The 17,502-nt window shown below is 61.8% G+C and carries 17 protein-coding genes and 4 tRNA genes; 18 read left to right on the plus strand and 3 right to left on the minus strand.

All coding sequences use genetic code 11. The features are described 5' to 3' along the window. The first annotated feature begins 113 nt into the window (after positions 1-113). The 12 genes from truA (at position 114) to C9990_RS10165 (ending at position 9,654) form a co-directional block, all read left to right on the plus strand. Positions 114-938: a tRNA pseudouridine(38-40) synthase TruA gene (truA, locus tag C9990_RS10110; RefSeq protein ID WP_106803181.1), complete on the plus strand. Its 825-nt coding sequence runs from the start codon at positions 114-116 to the stop codon at positions 936-938. 64 nt (positions 939-1,002) lie between these two features. Further along, positions 1,003-1,635 carry a phosphoribosylanthranilate isomerase gene (locus C9990_RS10115; RefSeq protein ID WP_106803182.1) on the plus strand — a complete coding sequence of 211 codons (633 nt, stop codon included), beginning with the start codon at positions 1,003-1,005 and terminating at the stop codon, positions 1,633-1,635. A 244-nt stretch (positions 1,636-1,879) separates the two neighbouring features. Next, complete coding sequence (accD, locus tag C9990_RS10120; protein ID WP_025856447.1) at positions 1,880-2,800, plus strand: acetyl-CoA carboxylase, carboxyltransferase subunit beta; 921 nt, start codon at positions 1,880-1,882, stop codon at positions 2,798-2,800. Further along, positions 2,797-4,104, plus strand: coding sequence for a bifunctional tetrahydrofolate synthase/dihydrofolate synthase (folC, locus tag C9990_RS10125; protein ID WP_106803183.1), 1,308 nt, complete (start codon positions 2,797-2,799; stop codon positions 4,102-4,104). The genes accD and folC overlap by 4 nt, the downstream gene beginning before the upstream one ends. Next, on the plus strand, positions 4,088-4,750 hold the full coding sequence (locus C9990_RS10130) for an SPOR domain-containing protein (RefSeq protein ID WP_106803184.1): 663 nt from the start codon (positions 4,088-4,090) through the stop codon (positions 4,748-4,750). The genes folC and C9990_RS10130 overlap by 17 nt, the downstream gene beginning before the upstream one ends. 256 nt (positions 4,751-5,006) lie before the next feature. Further along, on the plus strand, positions 5,007-5,564 hold the full coding sequence (locus tag C9990_RS10135) for a CvpA family protein (RefSeq protein WP_003192538.1): 558 nt from the start codon (positions 5,007-5,009) through the stop codon (positions 5,562-5,564). A 41-nt stretch (positions 5,565-5,605) separates the two neighbouring features. After that, positions 5,606-7,111 (plus strand): amidophosphoribosyltransferase, encoded by a 1,506-nt coding sequence (gene purF, locus C9990_RS10140; protein WP_065904549.1) that lies wholly within the window; start codon positions 5,606-5,608, stop codon positions 7,109-7,111. A 65-nt stretch (positions 7,112-7,176) separates the two neighbouring features. Beyond that, positions 7,177-8,388, plus strand: coding sequence for an O-succinylhomoserine sulfhydrylase (locus C9990_RS10145; protein ID WP_106803185.1), 1,212 nt, complete (start codon positions 7,177-7,179; stop codon positions 8,386-8,388). Positions 8,389-8,399: 11 nt separating this feature from the next. Next, the gene (locus C9990_RS10150) at positions 8,400-9,164 is read left to right on the plus strand and encodes an SDR family oxidoreductase (protein WP_065904573.1); all 765 of its coding nucleotides are present in this window, start codon (positions 8,400-8,402) and stop codon (positions 9,162-9,164) included. 99 nt (positions 9,165-9,263) lie between these two features. Beyond that, a tRNA-Val gene (locus C9990_RS10155) sits at positions 9,264-9,339 on the plus strand. 55 nt (positions 9,340-9,394) lie between these two features. After that, positions 9,395-9,471 (plus strand) — tRNA-Asp (locus C9990_RS10160). Positions 9,472-9,577: 106 nt separating this feature from the next. Beyond that, a tRNA-Asp gene (locus C9990_RS10165) sits at positions 9,578-9,654 on the plus strand. 194 nt (positions 9,655-9,848) lie between these two features. Here C9990_RS10165 and C9990_RS10170 read toward each other — a convergent pair. Then, entirely contained in the window at positions 9,849-11,132 is a 1,284-nt protein-coding gene (locus C9990_RS10170) for an FAD-binding oxidoreductase (protein ID WP_106803186.1), read from the minus strand. Positions 11,133-11,316: 184 nt separating this feature from the next. On the opposite strand from C9990_RS10170, the gene C9990_RS10175 reads away from it, so the two are divergent. Together C9990_RS10175 and C9990_RS10180 are read left to right on the plus strand one after the other, a co-directional pair. Continuing rightward, positions 11,317-11,393: transfer RNA gene (locus C9990_RS10175), tRNA-Val, on the plus strand. Between the two features lie 148 nt (positions 11,394-11,541). After that, positions 11,542-11,976 (plus strand): hypothetical protein, encoded by a 435-nt coding sequence (locus tag C9990_RS10180; RefSeq protein ID WP_106803187.1) that lies wholly within the window; start codon positions 11,542-11,544, stop codon positions 11,974-11,976. Between the two features lie 16 nt (positions 11,977-11,992). Here the strand turns inward: C9990_RS10180 and C9990_RS10185 are convergent, their stop codons facing one another. Beyond that, positions 11,993-13,420 (minus strand): DHA2 family efflux MFS transporter permease subunit, encoded by a 1,428-nt coding sequence (locus tag C9990_RS10185; protein ID WP_106803188.1) that lies wholly within the window; start codon positions 13,418-13,420, stop codon positions 11,993-11,995. Between the two features lie 186 nt (positions 13,421-13,606). On the opposite strand from C9990_RS10185, the gene C9990_RS10190 reads away from it, so the two are divergent. Further along, a complete protein-coding gene (locus C9990_RS10190) occupies positions 13,607-14,236 on the plus strand; it encodes a flagellar biosynthesis protein (protein WP_177343943.1) in 630 nt (209 codons plus the stop codon). A gap of 68 nt (positions 14,237-14,304) precedes the next feature. Here C9990_RS10190 and C9990_RS10195 read toward each other — a convergent pair whose 3' ends face one another. Then, on the minus strand, positions 14,305-14,850 hold the full coding sequence (locus C9990_RS10195; RefSeq protein ID WP_065903742.1) for a DUF4410 domain-containing protein: 546 nt from the start codon (positions 14,848-14,850) through the stop codon (positions 14,305-14,307). Positions 14,851-15,189: 339 nt separating this feature from the next. Here C9990_RS10195 and C9990_RS10200 point away from each other — a divergent pair, with 339 nt between their 5' ends. The 3 genes from C9990_RS10200 to pcp are packed head-to-tail and all read left to right on the plus strand — an operon-like array spanning position 15,190 to position 17,502. After that, the gene (locus C9990_RS10200; protein ID WP_065903737.1) at positions 15,190-15,906 is read left to right on the plus strand and encodes a DUF969 domain-containing protein; all 717 of its coding nucleotides are present in this window, start codon (positions 15,190-15,192) and stop codon (positions 15,904-15,906) included. Continuing rightward, complete coding sequence (locus tag C9990_RS10205; protein ID WP_065903735.1) at positions 15,903-16,853, plus strand: DUF979 domain-containing protein; 951 nt, start codon at positions 15,903-15,905, stop codon at positions 16,851-16,853. The genes C9990_RS10200 and C9990_RS10205 overlap by 4 nt, the downstream gene beginning before the upstream one ends. Positions 16,854-16,860: 7 nt before the next feature. Beyond that, positions 16,861-17,502: a pyroglutamyl-peptidase I gene (gene pcp, locus C9990_RS10210; RefSeq protein WP_106805624.1), complete on the plus strand. Its 642-nt coding sequence runs from the start codon at positions 16,861-16,863 to the stop codon at positions 17,500-17,502.

A 17,502-nucleotide genomic window follows, 5' to 3' on the forward strand; every position in this document is an offset into this window, starting at 1 on the left:
GGTCGCTTGCATCGCAGGCAAGCCAGCTCCTGCACAAATCGGCATAATGGCGGCCTTTGCGCAACTCATCAGGCTCTCAGTTCTTGGCAAATATAGATAATCCGGTCGCCGAAATGGCGGCTGACGGCTTTTACCGCATCGCCCTGGGCGTGGAATACAAAGGTTCGCGCTATCGCGGCTGGCAGCGTCAGGCCTCGGGCGTGTTGACGGTGCAGGAAACCCTCGAGAATGCCCTGGCGAAAGTCGCCGACTCCCCCGTATCGCTGATGTGCGCCGGACGCACCGATGCCGGCGTGCATGCGTGCGGCCAGGTGGTGCACTTTGACACCCAGGCCGAGCGTTCGATGAAAGCGTGGGTGATGGGCGCCAATATCAATTTGCCGCATGACGTCAGCGTCAGCTGGGCCAAGGTCATGCCGGCGCATTTTCATGCGCGTTTCAAGGCGATTGCCCGGCGTTATCGCTACGTGATCTACAACGACCAGATCCGCCCGGCGCACCTCAACCAGGAAATTACCTGGAACCACCGCCCGCTGGACGCCGAGCGCATGGCCGAGGCCGCGCAGCACTTGGTCGGCGTGCATGATTTCAGCGCCTTTCGCGCGGGGCAGTGCCAGGCCAAGTCGCCGATCAAGGAAGTCCACCACCTGCGCGTGACCCGTCACGGCAAGATGATCGTGCTGGATATCCGTGCCGGGGCGTTCCTGCACCATATGGTACGAAATATTGCCGGTGTACTGATGACCATCGGTACCGGCGAGCGTCCGGTTGAATGGGCCAAGGAAGTGCTGGAAAGCCGTATACGCCGCACCGGCGGGGTGACGGCGCATCCGTTCGGCCTGTACCTGGTGCAAGTGGAGTACCGTGACGAGTTCGAGCTGCCGGAGCGTTTCATCGGGCCACACTTCCTCACAGGTTTCAGTGAACTTGGCGGCTGACGCCCGGAAAAGCTTTTGTTACCATCCGGGACTTTCTCGGTTCAACCCCTGAGGTTTCTACGATATGTCTGCCGTTCGCAGCAAGATTTGCGGGATTACCCGCATAGAAGACGCGCTGGCGGCAGTCGAGGCGGGGGCGGATGCCATCGGTTTCGTGTTTTATGCACGCAGTCCGAGGGCGGTGAATGTGTTGCAGGCGCGGGCGATCATCAATGCCTTGCCGCCGTTCGTGACCACCGTGGGCCTGTTCGTCAATGCCAGCCGCTGCGAACTCAACGAAACCCTGGATGCCGTGCCGCTGGATATGCTGCAGTTTCACGGCGACGAAACCCCTGATGAATGCGAAAGCTACCAGCGCCCGTATATCAAGGCGTTGCGGGTCAAGGCCGGTGACGATATCGCCCGTGCCTGCGCCGCCTATGCCGGTGCACGCGGGATCCTCCTGGATACGTATGTCGAAGGTGTGCCCGGTGGCACCGGCGAGGCGTTCGACTGGTCGCTGATTCCTCCGGGGCTGAGCAAGCCGATCATCCTCGCCGGGGGGCTTAACCCCGACAACGTCGGCGCGGCGATCGCGCAGGTGCGCCCGTATGCGGTGGATGTCAGCGGTGGGGTAGAGCAGGGCAAGGGCATCAAGGATCACAGCAAGATTCGCGCATTCATGCAGGCTGTGCGCAACAGCAGTGGCGGGATGTGACGGCTGGCAGTCTGCCGCCGTCCATAACTACCACTGTGTAAAACAGCCCGGCGCCGCCTGTGGGTGGCCCGGCAATGAAGTGGCAAGCCTGCGCTGGCAGGTTGTCTGGAAGGCTGAGGATGCAGGCGGGAAATGGCTGGTCGAACACCTGACCCCGTCCCACCTGTGTCATCGCCACATATGAATTTAGCTCAAGGGCATACGCGGGGCTGTGTTCAAGCCACCGGTACTGGAGAAAGAAAGCATGAGCAACTGGTTAGTAGACAAACTGATCCCTTCGATCATGCGTTCCGAGGTAAAGAAAAGCTCGGTTCCTGAAGGTCTGTGGCACAAGTGCCCATCCTGCGACGCGGTGTTGTACCGCCCCGAGCTGGAAAAGACCCTGGACGTTTGCCCCAAGTGCAATCACCACATGCGTATCGGCGCCCGCGCCCGCATCGATATCTTCCTCGACGCCGAAGGCCGTAACGAGCTGGGTGCGGACCTGGAGCCGGTTGATCGCCTGAAGTTTCGCGACGGCAAGAAGTACAAGGACCGCCTGACCGCTGCGCAAAAGCAGACCGGTGAGAAGGACGCACTGATTTCCGTCAGCGGCAAGCTGCTGGGCATGCCGGTGGTGGTGTCGGCGTTCGAGTTTTCCTTCATGGGCGGTTCCATGGGGGCCATCGTCGGCGAGCGCTTTGTTCGCGCTGCCAACTACGCCCTGGAAAACCGTTGCCCGATGATCTGCTTCGCCGCCTCTGGTGGTGCGCGTATGCAGGAAGCGCTGATCTCCCTGATGCAAATGGCCAAGACCTCTGCGGTACTGGCGCGTCTGCGCGAGGAAGGCATTCCATTCATCTCCGTACTGACCGACCCGGTCTACGGCGGCGTTTCCGCCAGCCTGGCGATGCTCGGTGACGTGATCGTCGGTGAGCCAAAAGCCCTGATCGGCTTCGCCGGCCCGCGCGTAATCGAGCAGACCGTGCGCGAAAAACTGCCGGAAGGCTTCCAGCGCAGCGAGTTCCTGCTGGAGCATGGCGCCATCGACCTGATCATCCCGCGCGGCGAACTGCGTCCACGCCTGGGTAACCTGCTGGCACAAATGATGGGCCTGCCGACCCCTGTGTACGTCGCGCCTAAAGTCGAGCCAATCGTCGTCCCACCGGTGCCTGCAAACCTATGACCCAACGTACCCTCGGCGAATGGCTCGCCTACCTTGAGCAGTTGCATCCGTCCGCCATCGACATGGGCCTGGAACGCTCGCAACAGGTAGCGGCCCGCCTTGGGTTGGGTCGGCCGGCGCCGCGAGTGATCACGGTGACCGGCACCAACGGCAAAGGCTCTACGTGTGCCTTTGTCGCGGCGCTGCTGCAGGCCCAAGGGCTGAAAGTCGGCGTCTACAACTCTCCGCACCTGCTGCGCTACAACGAGCGGGTGCAGCTCAATGGCGTCGAAGCCACGGATGAGCAACTCTGCGAAGCCTTCGCGGCACTTGAAGCCGGCCGAGGCGAGATTTCCCTGACTTACTTCGAAATGGGCACCCTGGCGGCGTTCTGGCTGTTCGAGCGCGCGCAACTCGATGTGGTGGTGCTGGAAGTTGGCCTGGGCGGGCGCCTGGACACGGTCAACGTGGTGGATGCCGACATGGCCCTGGTCACCAGCATTGGTGTGGACCATGCCGACTACCTGGGCAATACCCGTGAGTCGGTGGCTTATGAAAAGGCCGGGATCTTTCGCCAGGGCAAGCCTGCGCTGTGTGGGGACGTGGATCCGCCGTCTACCTTGCTCGACAAGGTCCGCGAGCTGGATTGCCCGTTCTTTCTGCGCGGTCGTGAATTCAATCTCGAAATCGGTGACCAGCACTGGCGGTGGCGCGGGCGTGATGCGCGTGGCCAGGTGGTGGAGCTGCATGACCTGCCGCTGTTGAACCTGCCGATGGAAAATGCCGCGCTCGCGCTGCAAGCCTATCTGCTGCTGGATCTGCCGTGGGATGCCGCGCAGATTGCGGCGACTTTGCTGGCGACCCGCGTCGTGGGGCGCCTGGATCGTCGTGAATTCGAATGGCAAGGCAAGCGCCTGAACCTGCTGCTGGATGTGGGGCATAACCCGCATGCGGCCGAGTACCTGGCGCAGCGCCTGTCACGCACGCCACCGGTCGGGCGTCGCCTGGCGGTCTTCGGGTTGTTGGCGGACAAGGACCTGGATGGCGTGGTTGCGCCGCTGCTGGCGAGCGTCCAGGCTTGGGCGGTCGCGCCGCTGGATACGCCGCGAAGCCGTCCTGCGGTTGAGTTGGAAAAGGCGTTGCAGAACCTTGGTGCGCCGGTGGCGTCGTATGCAAGCCTGACCGCAGCCCTTGAGGCGCAGTGTGCGGTGGCGACGGCCGAGGACGAAATTCTGTTGTTCGGATCATTTTATTGTGTTGCCGAGGCGCTTGAGTGGTTGGCCCGGCGCTCCACGGAGGAAGCTGCACATGGCATTACTGGATAGCGCATACAAGCAGCGAATGGTCGGAGCCCTGGTTCTGGTGGCATTGGCGGTGATCTTCCTGCCGATGCTGTTCTCCCGCCAGGACGAACAGCGCCAGGTGGTGGTGGAGGCGCCAGCCGCGCCGCAGGCACCGGCGGTGCCGCAGGTGCAGGTTGAGCCAGTGGTGGTGCCCGAGCCGCAGGCCCTGCCGGAAGAAGAGCCGGTGCCGACCGACGATGAAGTGGCCGCGCAACAGGCGCCTTCGATGCCCGTGCAGCCAAGCGTGCCGGTGGTCAAGCCGGCTCCGGCCGCACCTGTCGCCGCTGCCAAGCCCGCAGCGCCGGCACCTGCGCCCAAGCCGGTCGCGCCGCAGCCTGCCGCACCGGGTAAGCCGGACGTGGGGCAGAGCCGTATCGACCCGAATGGCCTGCCGATCAGTTGGTCGATTCAAGTCGCCAGCCTGGGCAATCGCGACGGCGCCGATGCGCTGCAGAAAAAGCTGCGTAGCCAGGGGTATAACGCCTATATCCGCAGTGCCGACGGCAAGAACCGGGTGTTTATCGGGCCGCTGATCGAGCGTGCCGAGGCCGACCGTCTGCGCGACTTGCTGGATCGCCAGCAGAACTTGAAGGGGTTCGTCACCCGTTTCCAGCCTGAGCGCGGCTGATCACTGTCACTCTCTGGTTGGAATGCTGGCCAAATGTGGGAGCTGGCTTGCCGCGATGGCGGTGGTTGCAGTCGACAGCGATGTTGAATGCGCCGCCCTGATTGCAGGCAAGCCTGCTCCCACATTGGTTTTGGGGCTGGGTTGAAGTTGGACGGGGTCTCCAAACCATTGATTTGCAAAGCACCCGCAATCACAGCTTACCGACAGCCCGACGCTCTGCTAAAATGCGCCGCCTTATCCGTCCGTAGGCTCAAACGTGCCATTTACCTGGGTTGACTGGGCGATCGTTGCAATCGTCGCCATCTCCGCTTTGATCAGTCTAAGCCGCGGCTTCGTAAAAGAAGCACTGTCGTTGCTGACCTGGATCATCGCAGGAGTCGTAGCCTGGATGTTCGGCGGTTCATTGTCGGTTTACCTGGCCGGATACATCGAGACACCTTCGGCTCGCGTCATCGCGGGCTGCGCCATCATGTTCATCGCCACGCTGCTGGTGGGGGCAATGGTCAATTATCTTATTGGCGAGTTGATACGTGTCACCGGCCTCTCCGGGACCGATCGATTTCTCGGCATGGCCTTCGGCGCCGCGCGTGGCGCGTTGCTGGTGGTTGTGGCGGTCGGGCTGTTAAGCCTGGGGCCGGTACAGCAGGATTCGTGGTGGCAGGAGTCGGTACTCGTGCCAAAATTTCTATTGGTTGCAGATTGGTCCAAGAACCTCATATTGGGGTGGAGCAGTCAGTGGCTGGCCAGCGGAATCAGCGTACCCGCTGATCTTCCGTTCAAGGAACACCTCTTGCCGGCCAAAACGCCTCAGTAAGCTGTGTTCAGTCAAGATTCATTAAGTAGGGGTTGCGTCGCATGTGTGGCATCGTCGGTATCGTCGGTAAGTCGAACGTCAATCAGGCGCTGTATGACGCGCTAACCGTCCTCCAGCACCGCGGCCAGGACGCTGCCGGTATTGTGACCAGCCACGACGGCCGGTTATTCCTGCGCAAGGACAATGGCCTGGTGCGTGACGTGTTCCATCAGCGTCACATGCAGCGCCTCGTCGGGCACATGGGCATTGGCCATGTGCGTTACCCGACTGCCGGTAGCTCCACATCGGCCGAAGCTCAACCGTTTTACGTCAACTCGCCTTACGGCATTACCCTGGCGCACAACGGTAACCTGACCAACGTTGAACAGCTGGCCAAGGAGATTTACGAATCTGACCTGCGCCACGTCAACACCAGCTCCGACTCGGAAGTGCTGCTCAACGTATTCGCCCACGAGCTGGCCCAGCGCGGCAAGCTGCAGCCGACCGAAGAGGACGTGTTCGCCGCCGTGACCGACGTGCACAACCGTTGCGTCGGTGGTTACGCGGTGGTGGCGATGGTTACCGGCTACGGCATAGTCGGCTTCCGTGACCCGCACGGCATCCGTCCGATCGTGTTCGGCCAGCGTCACACCGACGAGGGCGTCGAGTACATGATCGCCTCCGAAAGCGTGTCCCTGGACGTGCTGGGCTTCACCCTGATCCGTGACCTGGCGCCGGGCGAAGCGGTGTACATCACCGAAGATGGCAAGCTGCACACCCGTCAGTGCGCCGTGGCGCCGAAACTCACCCCGTGCATCTTCGAACACGTCTACCTGGCGCGTCCGGATTCGATCATCGACGGCGTTTCGGTGTACAAGGCACGCCTGCGCATGGGCGAGAAGCTGGCCGAGAAGATCCTGCGCGAGCGTCCTGAGCACGACATCGACGTGGTCATCCCGATCCCGGACACCAGCCGTACGGCTGCGCTGGAATTGGCCAACCACCTGGGCGTCAAGTTCCGCGAAGGCTTCGTGAAGAACCGCTACATCGGCCGTACCTTCATCATGCCGGGCCAGGCGGCGCGCAAGAAGTCGGTACGCCAGAAGCTCAACGCCATCGAGCTGGAGTTCCGCGGCAAGAACGTGATGCTGGTGGACGACTCCATCGTGCGTGGCACCACGTGCAAGCAGATCATCCAGATGGCCCGTGAAGCCGGCGCCAAGAACGTGTACTTCTGTTCCGCAGCGCCTGCCGTGCGCTACCCGAACGTCTACGGTATCGACATGCCGAGCGCCCACGAACTGATCGCTCACAACCGTACGACCCAGGACGTGGCCGACCTCATTGGCGCCGATTGGCTGATCTACCAGGACCTGCCGGACCTGATCGAAGCGGTCGGCGGTGGCAAGATCAAGATCGACCAGTTCGACTGCGCCGTGTTCGACGGCAAGTACGTGACCGGTGATGTCGACGAGGCCTACCTGAACAAGATCGAGCAGGCGCGCAACGACTCCTCGAAGATCAAGACCCAGGCGGTCAGCGCGATCATCGATCTGTACAACAACTGAGTAGACACCGGCCCTGAGGGGCCGGTTTTGTATCTTAAATAAAGAATTGAGTAAGGAGTCACAGCATGAGTCAGGAATGGGATGCCGGTCGGTTGGACAGCGACCTCGATGGCGTAGCTTTCGATACCCTGGCTGTGCGCGCTGGCCAGCACCGCACGCCCGAAGGCGAACACGGTGACCCGATGTTCTTCACTTCCAGCTACGTGTTCCGCACTGCCGCCGACGCCGCTGCGCGCTTCGCCGGTGAAGTGCCTGGCAACGTGTATTCGCGCTACACCAACCCGACCGTGCGTGCGTTCGAAGAACGTATCGCGGCCCTGGAAGGCGCGGAGCAGGCCGTGGCCACCGCCACTGGCATGGCGGCGATCCTGGCAGTGGTGATGAGCCTGTGCAGCGCTGGCGACCATGTGCTGGTTTCGCGCAGCGTGTTCGGTTCGACCATCAGCCTGTTCGAGAAGTATTTCAAGCGCTTCGGCATCGAAGTGGACTACGTGCCCCTGGCGGATCTTTCCGGCTGGGACGCGGCAATCAAGGCCAACACCAAGTTGCTGTTCGTCGAATCGCCGTCCAACCCGCTGGCCGAACTGGTGGACATCGCCGCGTTGTCCGAAGTGGCTCACGCCAAGGGCGCGATGCTGGTGGTCGACAACTGCTTCTGCACCCCGGCGCTGCAGCAGCCGCTGAAGCTGGGCGCGGACGTCGTGGTGCACTCGGCAACCAAATTCATCGACGGCCAGGGCCGTTGCATGGGCGGTGTGGTGGCCGGTCGCAGCGAGCAGATGAAGGAAATCGTCGGGTTTTTGCGCACGGCTGGCCCGACCCTGAGCCCGTTCAACGCGTGGATTTTCCTCAAGGGCCTGGAAACCCTCAGCCTGCGGATGAAGGCCCACTGCGCCAACGCCCAGGCCCTGGCCGAATGGCTGGAGCAGCAGGACGGTATCGAGAAGGTGCATTACGCCGGTCTCAAGAGCCATCCGCAGCATGAGTTGGCCCAGCGCCAGCAGCGCGGCTTCGGTGCCGTGGTGAGTTTCGAGGTCAAGGGTGGCAAGGAGGGCGCATGGCGCTTTATCGACGCGACTCGACTGATCTCCATCACCGCCAACCTGGGTGACAGCAAGACCACCATCACCCACCCAAGCACCACCTCCCACGGCCGCCTGGCGCCGCAGGAGCGCGAAGCCGCCGGTATCCGTGACAGCCTGATCCGTATTGCGGTAGGCCTGGAAGATGTAGCCGACCTGCAAGCTGACCTGGCTCGCGGGCTGGCAGCCTTGTGATCGAGTGGTCCATGGAAGCTGCAGCGGCCAGTAACGGCCGCGTCGCATTGGTCACTGGGGCGGCCCGGGGCATTGGCCTCGGGATTGCTGCGTGGCTGATCAGTGAAGGCTGGCAGGTGGTATTGACGGACCTGGACCGCGAACGCGGTTCCAAGGTGTCCAAGGTGCTGGGCGACAACGCCTGGTTTATCACCATGGACGTGGCGGACGAGAAGCAAGTGGCCCAGGGTGTCGCCGAGGTGCTGGGGCAGTTTGGTCGCCTGGACGCGTTGGTGTGCAACGCGGCAGTGGCCGACCCGCGCAATATCACCCTGGAAAGCCTCGACCTGGCTTACTGGAATCGCGTACTGGCGGTGAACCTCAGTGGGCCGATGTTGCTGGCCAAGCACTGTGCGCCGTACCTGCGCGCCCATGGCGGGGCGATCGTCAACTTGGCGTCGACCCGGGCCCGTCAATCGGAGCCGGACACCGAGGCCTACGCGGCGAGCAAGGGCGGCTTGCTGGCGCTGACTCACGCATTGGCGATCAGCCTGGGTCCGGAGGTGCGAGTGAACGCCGTCAGCCCCGGCTGGATCGATGCGCGTGATCCTGCGGCGCGCCGTGCCGAGCCGTTGACGGACGCCGACCATGCCCAGCATCCGGCGGGCAGGGTGGGGACGGTGGAGGACGTGGCGGCGATGGTGGCGTGGTTGTTGTCGCGTCAGGCCGGGTTTGTCACCGGGCAGGAGTTCGTGGTCGACGGTGGCATGAGCAAGAAGATGATTTACAGCGAGTAGGCGGTCTTGAAGCCATTTTGTCTTTTTCAGAAAAACTTCAAGCAGGCTATTGACTTAGGTCCGCTACCTGCGTAAATTTCGCGGCCTCAACGAAGCAAAGGGTGATTAGCTCAGCTGGGAGAGCATCTGCCTTACAAGCAGAGGGTCGGCGGTTCGATCCCGTCATCACCCACCACTTCTTGAGAGTTTTGCCTTCGGGCAAGACGCAACGTTAAAGGTTGCACCGACGCGCAGCGGTAGTTCAGTCGGTTAGAATACCGGCCTGTCACGCCGGGGGTCGCGGGTTCGAGTCCCGTCCGCTGCGCCATATTTTCCAGGTTCGATTCGTCGGGCTTGAGATTGAACAGCCAAGGCTGGTCGATCAGACGTTTCAAGACGGTTGTGGGGTTTACCCGTAGCTGGTCAAGCGATACGCAGCGGTAGTTCAGTCGGTTAGAATACCGGCCTGTCACGCCGGGGGTCGCGGGTTCGAGTCCCGTCCGCTGCGCCATATCTGCCTCAAGGCCCACTGAACGCCTTGAAGCACAAAGAAAGCCTCTGGCTACTTTGATCCGATAGCAAAGACCCTGGTCGAAAGACCGGGGTTTTTTGTGTCTGCGATTTATGAAATGTGCGAGCCCGCTCATGGGCAATGGCGAACTCACGGACGCCATCGCCCGCGAGCGGGCTCCTGCAGGTTTTGCCTCAAAAGCCTAATTTGTCGCGCAAGCCGTAGTACCAGGCGCCCAGTGCGGCAAACGGCGTGCGCAACAGTTGGCCGCCCGGGAATGGGTAGTGGGGCAGGTCGGCAAACGCATCAAAACGCTCTGCCTGGCCTCGAAGGGCTTCTGCCAGTACCTTGCCGGCCAAGTGTGTGTACGTCACGCCATGGCCGCTGCAGCCCTGCGAGTAGTAGATGTTGTCGCCCAGGCGGCCGACCTGTGGCAAGCGCGACAGGGTCAGCAGGAAATTGCCGGTCCAGGCGTAGTCGATTTTCACGTCCTTGAGCTGCGGGAAGGCCTTGAGCATCTTCGGACGGATAATCGCCTCGATGTTCGCCGGGTCACGCGCGCCATACACCACGCCGCCGCCGAAGATCAGGCGCTTGTCGCTGGTGAGGCGGTAGTAGTCGAGCAGGTAGTTGCAGTCTTCGACGCAGTAATCCTGCGGCAGCAGCGACTTGGCCAGTTCGTCACCCAGCGGTGCAGTGGTGATGACTTGCGTGCCGCAGGGCATCGACTTGGCTGCCAGCTCCGGCACCAGGTTGCCCAGGTAGGCATTGCCCGCGACGATGATGAACTTGGCCCTGACCTTGCCCTCGGCGGTGTGCACCACCGGATTGGCGCCGCGCTCGATGCGCACTGCCGCGGACTGCTCGTAGATGCTGCCGCCCAGGGATTCCACCGCCGCTGCTTCGCCCAGCGCCAGGTTGAGCGGATGGATGTGCCCGCCGCTCATGTCGAGCAGGCCGCCGACATAGTTGTCACACGCCACGACCTCGCGGATGCGACGTTCGTCCAGCAACTCCAGCTGCGTATGGCCGTAACGCTCCCACAGGCGCTTCTGCGACTCCAGGTGGCCCATGTGCTTGCTGTTGAGTGCAGCGAACACGCCGCCGTCCTTCAGGTCGCACTGGATCTGGTACTTCGCCACCCGCTCGCGAATGATCTTGCCGCCCTCGAACGCCATCTGCCCGAGCAACTGTGCCTGCTTGGGGCCGACGCTGCGCTCGATCACGTCGATGTCACGGCTATAACTGTTGACGATCTGCCCGCCATTGCGACCAGAGGCACCAAAGCCGACCTTGGCGGCTTCCAGCACGGTCACGCGAAAACCGTTCTCCAGCAGGAACAGCGCGCTGGAAAGGCCGGTGTAGCCAGCACCGATCACGCACACGTCGGTTTCGATCTCGCCTTGCAGGCTTGGGCGTGGCGGTACGGCATTCGCGGAAGCGGCGTAATACGACTGGGGGTAGGGGGTGTTCGCCATCCTGGAACCTCTGTTTTATATTTTTTACGAGTGCCCCGATCCTACCTGAGTTGAAAATTGCCTGCCAGCCACCGAAAAAATACCGATGTGCCGGCCGCAAATAAAAAATTCGCATATTCATAGGGTTAGCTGCAAAAAAGATGTTGACACCCCTCCGGAATTCCGTAGAATGCCGCCTCACAGCAGGCACGTAGCTCAGTTGGTTAGAGCACCACCTTGACATGGTGGGGGTCGTTGGTTCGAGTCCAATCGCGCCTACCAAACAAAATCCGCTCTGCTGGGCGGTCTAGAAGGGCTCACCGAAAGGTGGGCCCTTTTTTGTTGCCTGGGATTTAATCCTGACGCCGCCCTCAATTAATCGACCGACACGCCGATGCAGTCGGTAAGCCTTCATCATCGGACATTTGGCATGCTCATCAACATTAGCAATCCTCCTGCCGTAGCCAGCAGTCAAAGCGTTGCAACCTCGACGGTTCCCCAGGCAAGCGAGAGCACCAACCGTACCGGCGGCCTGACCGTCAATATGAACGCGGGCACGCAAGCGACTGCGGGTGCTGGCGGCGGTGGCCAGGCGTCTTCCAGCTCGACGGAGTCGGACACGGTCAAGGAGTTGAAGAAGCAGATCGAGCAGTTGCAAAAGCAACTTCAAGAGCAGCAACAAGCCATGCAGCAGGCGCAGTCCAGCAACCAGAGCGAGGCGGCCAAGGTTGCTGCGGTTGCGGCGGCGCAAGCGCAGATTGCAACCACTGCCGCTGCGTTGCAGACAGCAACTGCCGCGCTGTTGCAGGCTGTCACCGCTGAGGGCGGCAGTGCGACGGGATCAATCGTCAGCACCACCGCCTAATTCGACGAGGCGGCGTTCAACCGCGCTTCAACACACTTTCTCCCGCGTGCGCTGGCAGTCGATAGACGTCTACCAGCGCGAGCGCCCCCAGCAATGCCACCCCGATGAACGCCACCCGGAAGTCACCCACTTGTGCGTGAATCTCATGCCCCTGCACGCTCATCGACGCGCGCAACAACAGCGCCGCTGCCGTCACGCCCATCCCCATGGCCAGCTGAAACGACATGCTGAACAACGCCGACGCCTCGCTCATGCGTGGCTTGGGCACATCTGCAAAGCCAATCGAGTTGTAGCAGGTGAACTGCATCGAGCGTGACAACCCGCCCACAAACAGCACCACTGCGATGACCGCGAGCGGGGTCTGCGCGGTGAAAAGGGCGCAAGCCGCAATCGACGCCACCCCGATCAGGCCATTCACCAGCAGCACCTGGCGAAAGCCGAAGCGCTGCATGATGGCCGTGGTCAGGGGTTTCATCGCCAGGTTGCCGGCAAAAACCGCCAGCACCAACAGGCCCGCGTCCACCGGGGATAAGCCAAAGGCCACCTGAAACAACAGCGGCAGCAGGAACGGCAGCGCGCTGATGGCCAGGCGAAACAGCGACCCACCATAGATACTCACGCGAAAGGTATTGATCGCCAGGGTCTGCAGCGGCAACAGCGGGTCAGTATGGTGCTGACAGTGGTGCACGGCCCACACCGCCAACGCAATGCCCGCTGCGACCAGCGCCACGCCTGGGATGAGCATTTCGCCGGCCTGGCTGCCCAACCATTCCAGCCCGCCCAGCAAGGCGACACAGGCGCCTGCGAGCAGTACGAACCCCTTCGCATCAAACTTGCGCACGCTGGCTTCGCGACCTTCCGGCACCAGCCACAGTGCGGCGGCCAACGCCAATACGCCCAGCGGCAGGTTCACGTAGAAGATCCAGGGCCAGGAGGCATGGGTGACGATCAGTCCGCCGGCCACTGGCCCCAGGATCGGCGCCACCAGGCCGGGCCAGGTGATGATCGCGATCATTTTGACCAAGTCTTTTTTATCCGTATTGCGCAGCACCGCCAGCCGCCCCACGGGCACCATCAGTGCGCCACCGATGCCCTGCAGGACGCGCGCAAAGACGAACATTTCAAGGCTCTGGCTCAGCCCGCACAGCAGCGAGGCGAGGGTGAAGACGATGATCGCGCCGGCAAAGACCCGGCGCGCACCCAATCGGTCGGCGATCCAGCTGGACAACGGTATGAAGATCGCCACGGCGAGGATGTAGGCGGTGATGCCGATGTTCATGTCGACCGGCGTGACCCCGAACGCTGTGGCCATGGTCGGCAATGCCGTGGCGATCACCGTGGCATCGAGGTTTTCCATGAAGAAAGTCACGGCGACCACCAGGGCGATCAGGCGGGTCTGGATGCTGAGGCCATTCTCGGCGGTGGGTGTGGCGGAAGAAGTCACCGGTGCTGCCCCTTGTTCATTGACGGTCGTTCTGGGTTGACGATACCGGGTCGGGCTTGAGTACACACTCACCGGTATGCAGTTATTTCAAAAAAGCCGGAGTGATGTCTAAATGATATCGCGCATGTACAATCGTCGCCGGCCGATATCCGGCCATGCCAATGATGGCGATAAGGAGCGGTAGTCATGAGCGTTCGGTTAGTGGTGGGGATTGCGGCACTGATGGTTCTGGCGGGATGCGCCACGAGTCGGTCGGAAGTGGATGTCAATGTTGCGCCGCTCAGCACAAGCCAGGCCGCAGCAACAAGCAATGGCAAGAAAGTCCTGATCAGCACCGTGGATGATCGCGTTTTCCAGATCGCTCCACGAAGCCCGGATACGCCATCGCTGAAAAATGACGAGGTCAATGACAAGTCGATTACCGAGCGCGCCATTGCTCGTAAGCGCAACGGTTACGGCAAAGGGTTGGGCGACGTGTTGCTGCCCTCTGGCCGCACCGTTTCCCAACTGGTGAATGAGTCGGTAGCCGCGGCTTACAAGCAGGCCGGTTACCAGGTCGTCACCGAGCCAGGCACTCCGGATGCCGCGCCAGTGAACGTGCATATTGTCGAATTCTGGTCCTGGTTTACCCCAGGCTTCTTCTCTGTCGACGTGAGTAACAAAGCCCACCTGCGTATCGAAACCCCGGGCGCCACTGCGCTGAATGTGGTGACGCGCAAGAATGAAAGCATGCAGGCGGTGACGGAGAGTGATTGGAAGAAAATCACCGAGGCCGGTCTGCAAGAAGTGTCGCGTGAGACCCTCAAGCAACTCTGAAGCAAGCCAGGCGGAATTGCAGTGTCAGGGCCAACCCAGCGGTTGGCCCTTGTTTAAGGCGCGGTGGCTTACTGGGCCTTGGCGCTCTTGATGTCGCTGATCATCTGCTTGGCGATTGCCTGGACCTGCTTCTGCGTCATTGCCGAAGCCACGCCTTCCCAGGCCGAGGATGACGTGTCGTAGGTGCGTGAGCCAATGGGCGCGCCGGATTTCAAGTCGGAGTAGTCGGCGCGGGAGAACACCCAGGCATTACCCACCAGCGCACCGGCGACATACCGCGAACCCGGTTCGATGTAGCGAAACTTGCTCACGTTGATGCTGATGCCCACGCCGTCTTCACCATTGGCCGCGACTTTAGGGCTTTCGGTGACCGTGAAGCCGGCCTGGCGTGCTTCGACCTGGAGCGCGTTATTCCAGTCGCGCTTGAGCAGGTTCCAGTCAGGGTTTTGCTCCACCTGTTTTTCGCCCTGGATGCTCACCACCAGGTTCTGCTTGGCCGCTTCCGGGATGGCCAGTGCTGCGCTGCCGCCACTTTTAACTTTCGCTGCACAACCGCCCAGCAGGGACAGGGCAACGGCGCACGAGAGGGCGATCAGGACCTTTTGGGTTTTCATCGAATTTCCATATCCACAACAATAGTGAGAGAGGCGTGCGCCGGTACCCGGTGCCGCACCCGATCAACGGGCGGCGCTAAGATGCGTGACTCGCGGGTTACCTGTCCACATCTTGTTACGTGTGCGCAGCAAACCCCGACAAAATTTATTGGTTTGCAGCAACAATTTTTCTTGTTGGACACCTCCCGCCCCCAGGCAGCAAAGTTGCCGCCACTGACGCTCGACCTTCCGGGTCAACAATAAAAAACCGAGCCGACTGCACGCCACTTCCTGCTGTGAACCCTTTGTTCACATCCTGCTGTAACGGCGCCGCAGCGCGCATTAAAGGACCTCACCGCCATGCAAACTGTTGTGAACTTATGGCCGTTGATCGGCGTACTTGTGATCGTGGTTGGCTTTGTCTTGCGCTTCAATCCGCTGTTGGTGGTGACCGCCGCCGCCATCGCCACCGGGCTTGCCGCCCACTTCCCGCTGGAAAAAATCCTCGCGACCATGGGCGACGGTTTCCTTCAGACCCGTGCCCTGCAATTGATTCTGTTGCTGCCCCTGGCCGTCATCGGCCTGCTGGAGCGTCATGGGTTGCGCCTGCACGCGCAGAACTGGATTGCGCGGTTCGAGCGCGCCACGGTAGGGCGCCTGTTAATCATTTATCTGTTTGTGCGCGAATCCACGGCCGCCATGGGCTTGACCAGCCTCGGCGGACACCCGCAGATGGTGCGCCCACTACTGGCGCCGATGGCCGAGGGCGCAGCGGAAAAACGCTACGGCAAGTTGCCGGACAAGCTGCGCCACAAGGTGCTGGCCATGTGCGCTGCGACGGACAATGTCGGGCTGTTTTTCGGTGAGGACATCTTCGTCGCCTTTGGTGCGATTGCGCTGATGCACACCTTCCTGCTGGGCTCGGGGATTGATGTCGAGCCGCTGCACATCGCGGTGTGGGGCATCCCGACGGCGATCTGCGCGTTTATCATTCACGCGATTCGCCTGCATCGGTTCGACCGGCGGCTGACCCGTGAGATGACGCCGGTGGCCACTGCCGTGGAGGCCGCGCAATGATCATCTCGATTCAATACCTGTACTGGCTCGCCGGAGTGCTGCTGCTGATCACTGCGGGCATGATCCTGATGGACCGGACCCACCCCAAGCGCTGGTCCAGCGCCTTGTTCTGGTTGCTGTTCGCGGTTCCGTTCCTGGTGGGCGAGCGCCTGCCCTCGGTGGTCATTGGTGTGGGCGTGGTGGTCATGGCGTTGATTGCCGGGCTGGGCGGCGTCGGCCGTGGCACGCACGCCGAGCTGCATGACAAGGCGTCCCGCGCCAGCGCCGGTCGCCTGGGGCACAAACTGTTTATCCCGGCGTTGGCGATTCCCCTGACGACGGTGATCGGCTCGGTATTACTCAAGCACACCGAGATCGGCGGCGTACCGCTGCTGGACCCGAAAAACACCACCTTCGTTTCCCTCGGCATCGGGTGCCTGATCGCCCTCGGCCTGGCGTGCTGGCTGACCCGCGACACCCCGGTGCAGGCCTTGCGCGAATCGCGGCGCCTGACCGAGGCCCTGGGCTGGGCCATGGTGCTGCCGCAAATGCTGGCGATGCTGGGGCTGTTGTTCAATGAAGCCGGGGTCGGTACGGCCGTCGCGCATGTGACCACCACCTACATCAACCTGGATTTCAAGCTGGTGGCAGTCATGGTGTATGTGCTGGGCATGGCACTGTTCACGGTGATCATGGGGAACGGCTTCGCGGCATTCCCGGTGATGACCGGCGGCGTCGGCGTGCCGGTGCTGGTGGGGATCTACGGCGGCAACCCCGCAGTGATGGCCGCGATTGGCATGTTCTCGGGTTACTGCGGTACGTTGATGACACCGATGGCGGCCAACTTCAATATCGTGCCAGCAGCACTGCTGGAGTTGCCCGACAAAAACGCGGTGATCAAGGCCCAGCTGCCGACCGCGCTGATGATGCTGGTGGTCAATATTGTCCTGCTTTACCTGTTGATGTGAGGCCATGATGCAGACCCTATTGTTGACGGGTTTCGAGCCCTTTGATCAAGACCCGATAAACCCGTCCTGGGAAGTGGTGCGCCTGCTGGATGGCTGGCAACTGGGCGCCGATGTGCAGGTTGTTGCGCGTCGGCTGCCGTGTGCGTTTGCCACGGCGGGTGAGTGCCTGATCCAGTTGATCGACCAATTGCAGCCGGCGATGGTGATCGCCACGGGGCTGGGGCCGGGGCGCAGTGCTATTTCCATGGAGCGGGTGGCGATCAACCTGAATGACGCGCGTATTCCCGACAACCTCGGCGAGCAGCCGATTGATGCCGCCGTGGTGGCTGACGGCCCCGCAGCCTACTTCACCACGCTGCCGATCAAGGCGATGGTCAAGGCGGTGCGCGAAGCGGAGATTGCGGCGACGGTGTCGCATACGGCCGGTACCTTCGTGTGTAACCAGGTGTTTTACCTATTGCAGCATGCACTGGCTGCTAGCGCCGTGCGCAGTGGGTTTATCCACGTGCCATATCTGCCCGAACAAGTGCTGGCTTCGGGCGCGGCGTCAATGGCACTGGAGACGCAGGTCGAGGGACTGCGGGTGGCGTTGCTGGCCGCTTGGCATACATCAGTGGATGTGACGGAAACGGGCGGGCAGGTCAGCTGA

It is taken from the genome of Pseudomonas sp. S5D5 (assembly GCF_003013355.1).
Taxonomy (GTDB): domain Bacteria; phylum Pseudomonadota; class Gammaproteobacteria; order Pseudomonadales; family Pseudomonadaceae; genus Aquipseudomonas; species Aquipseudomonas aylmerensis.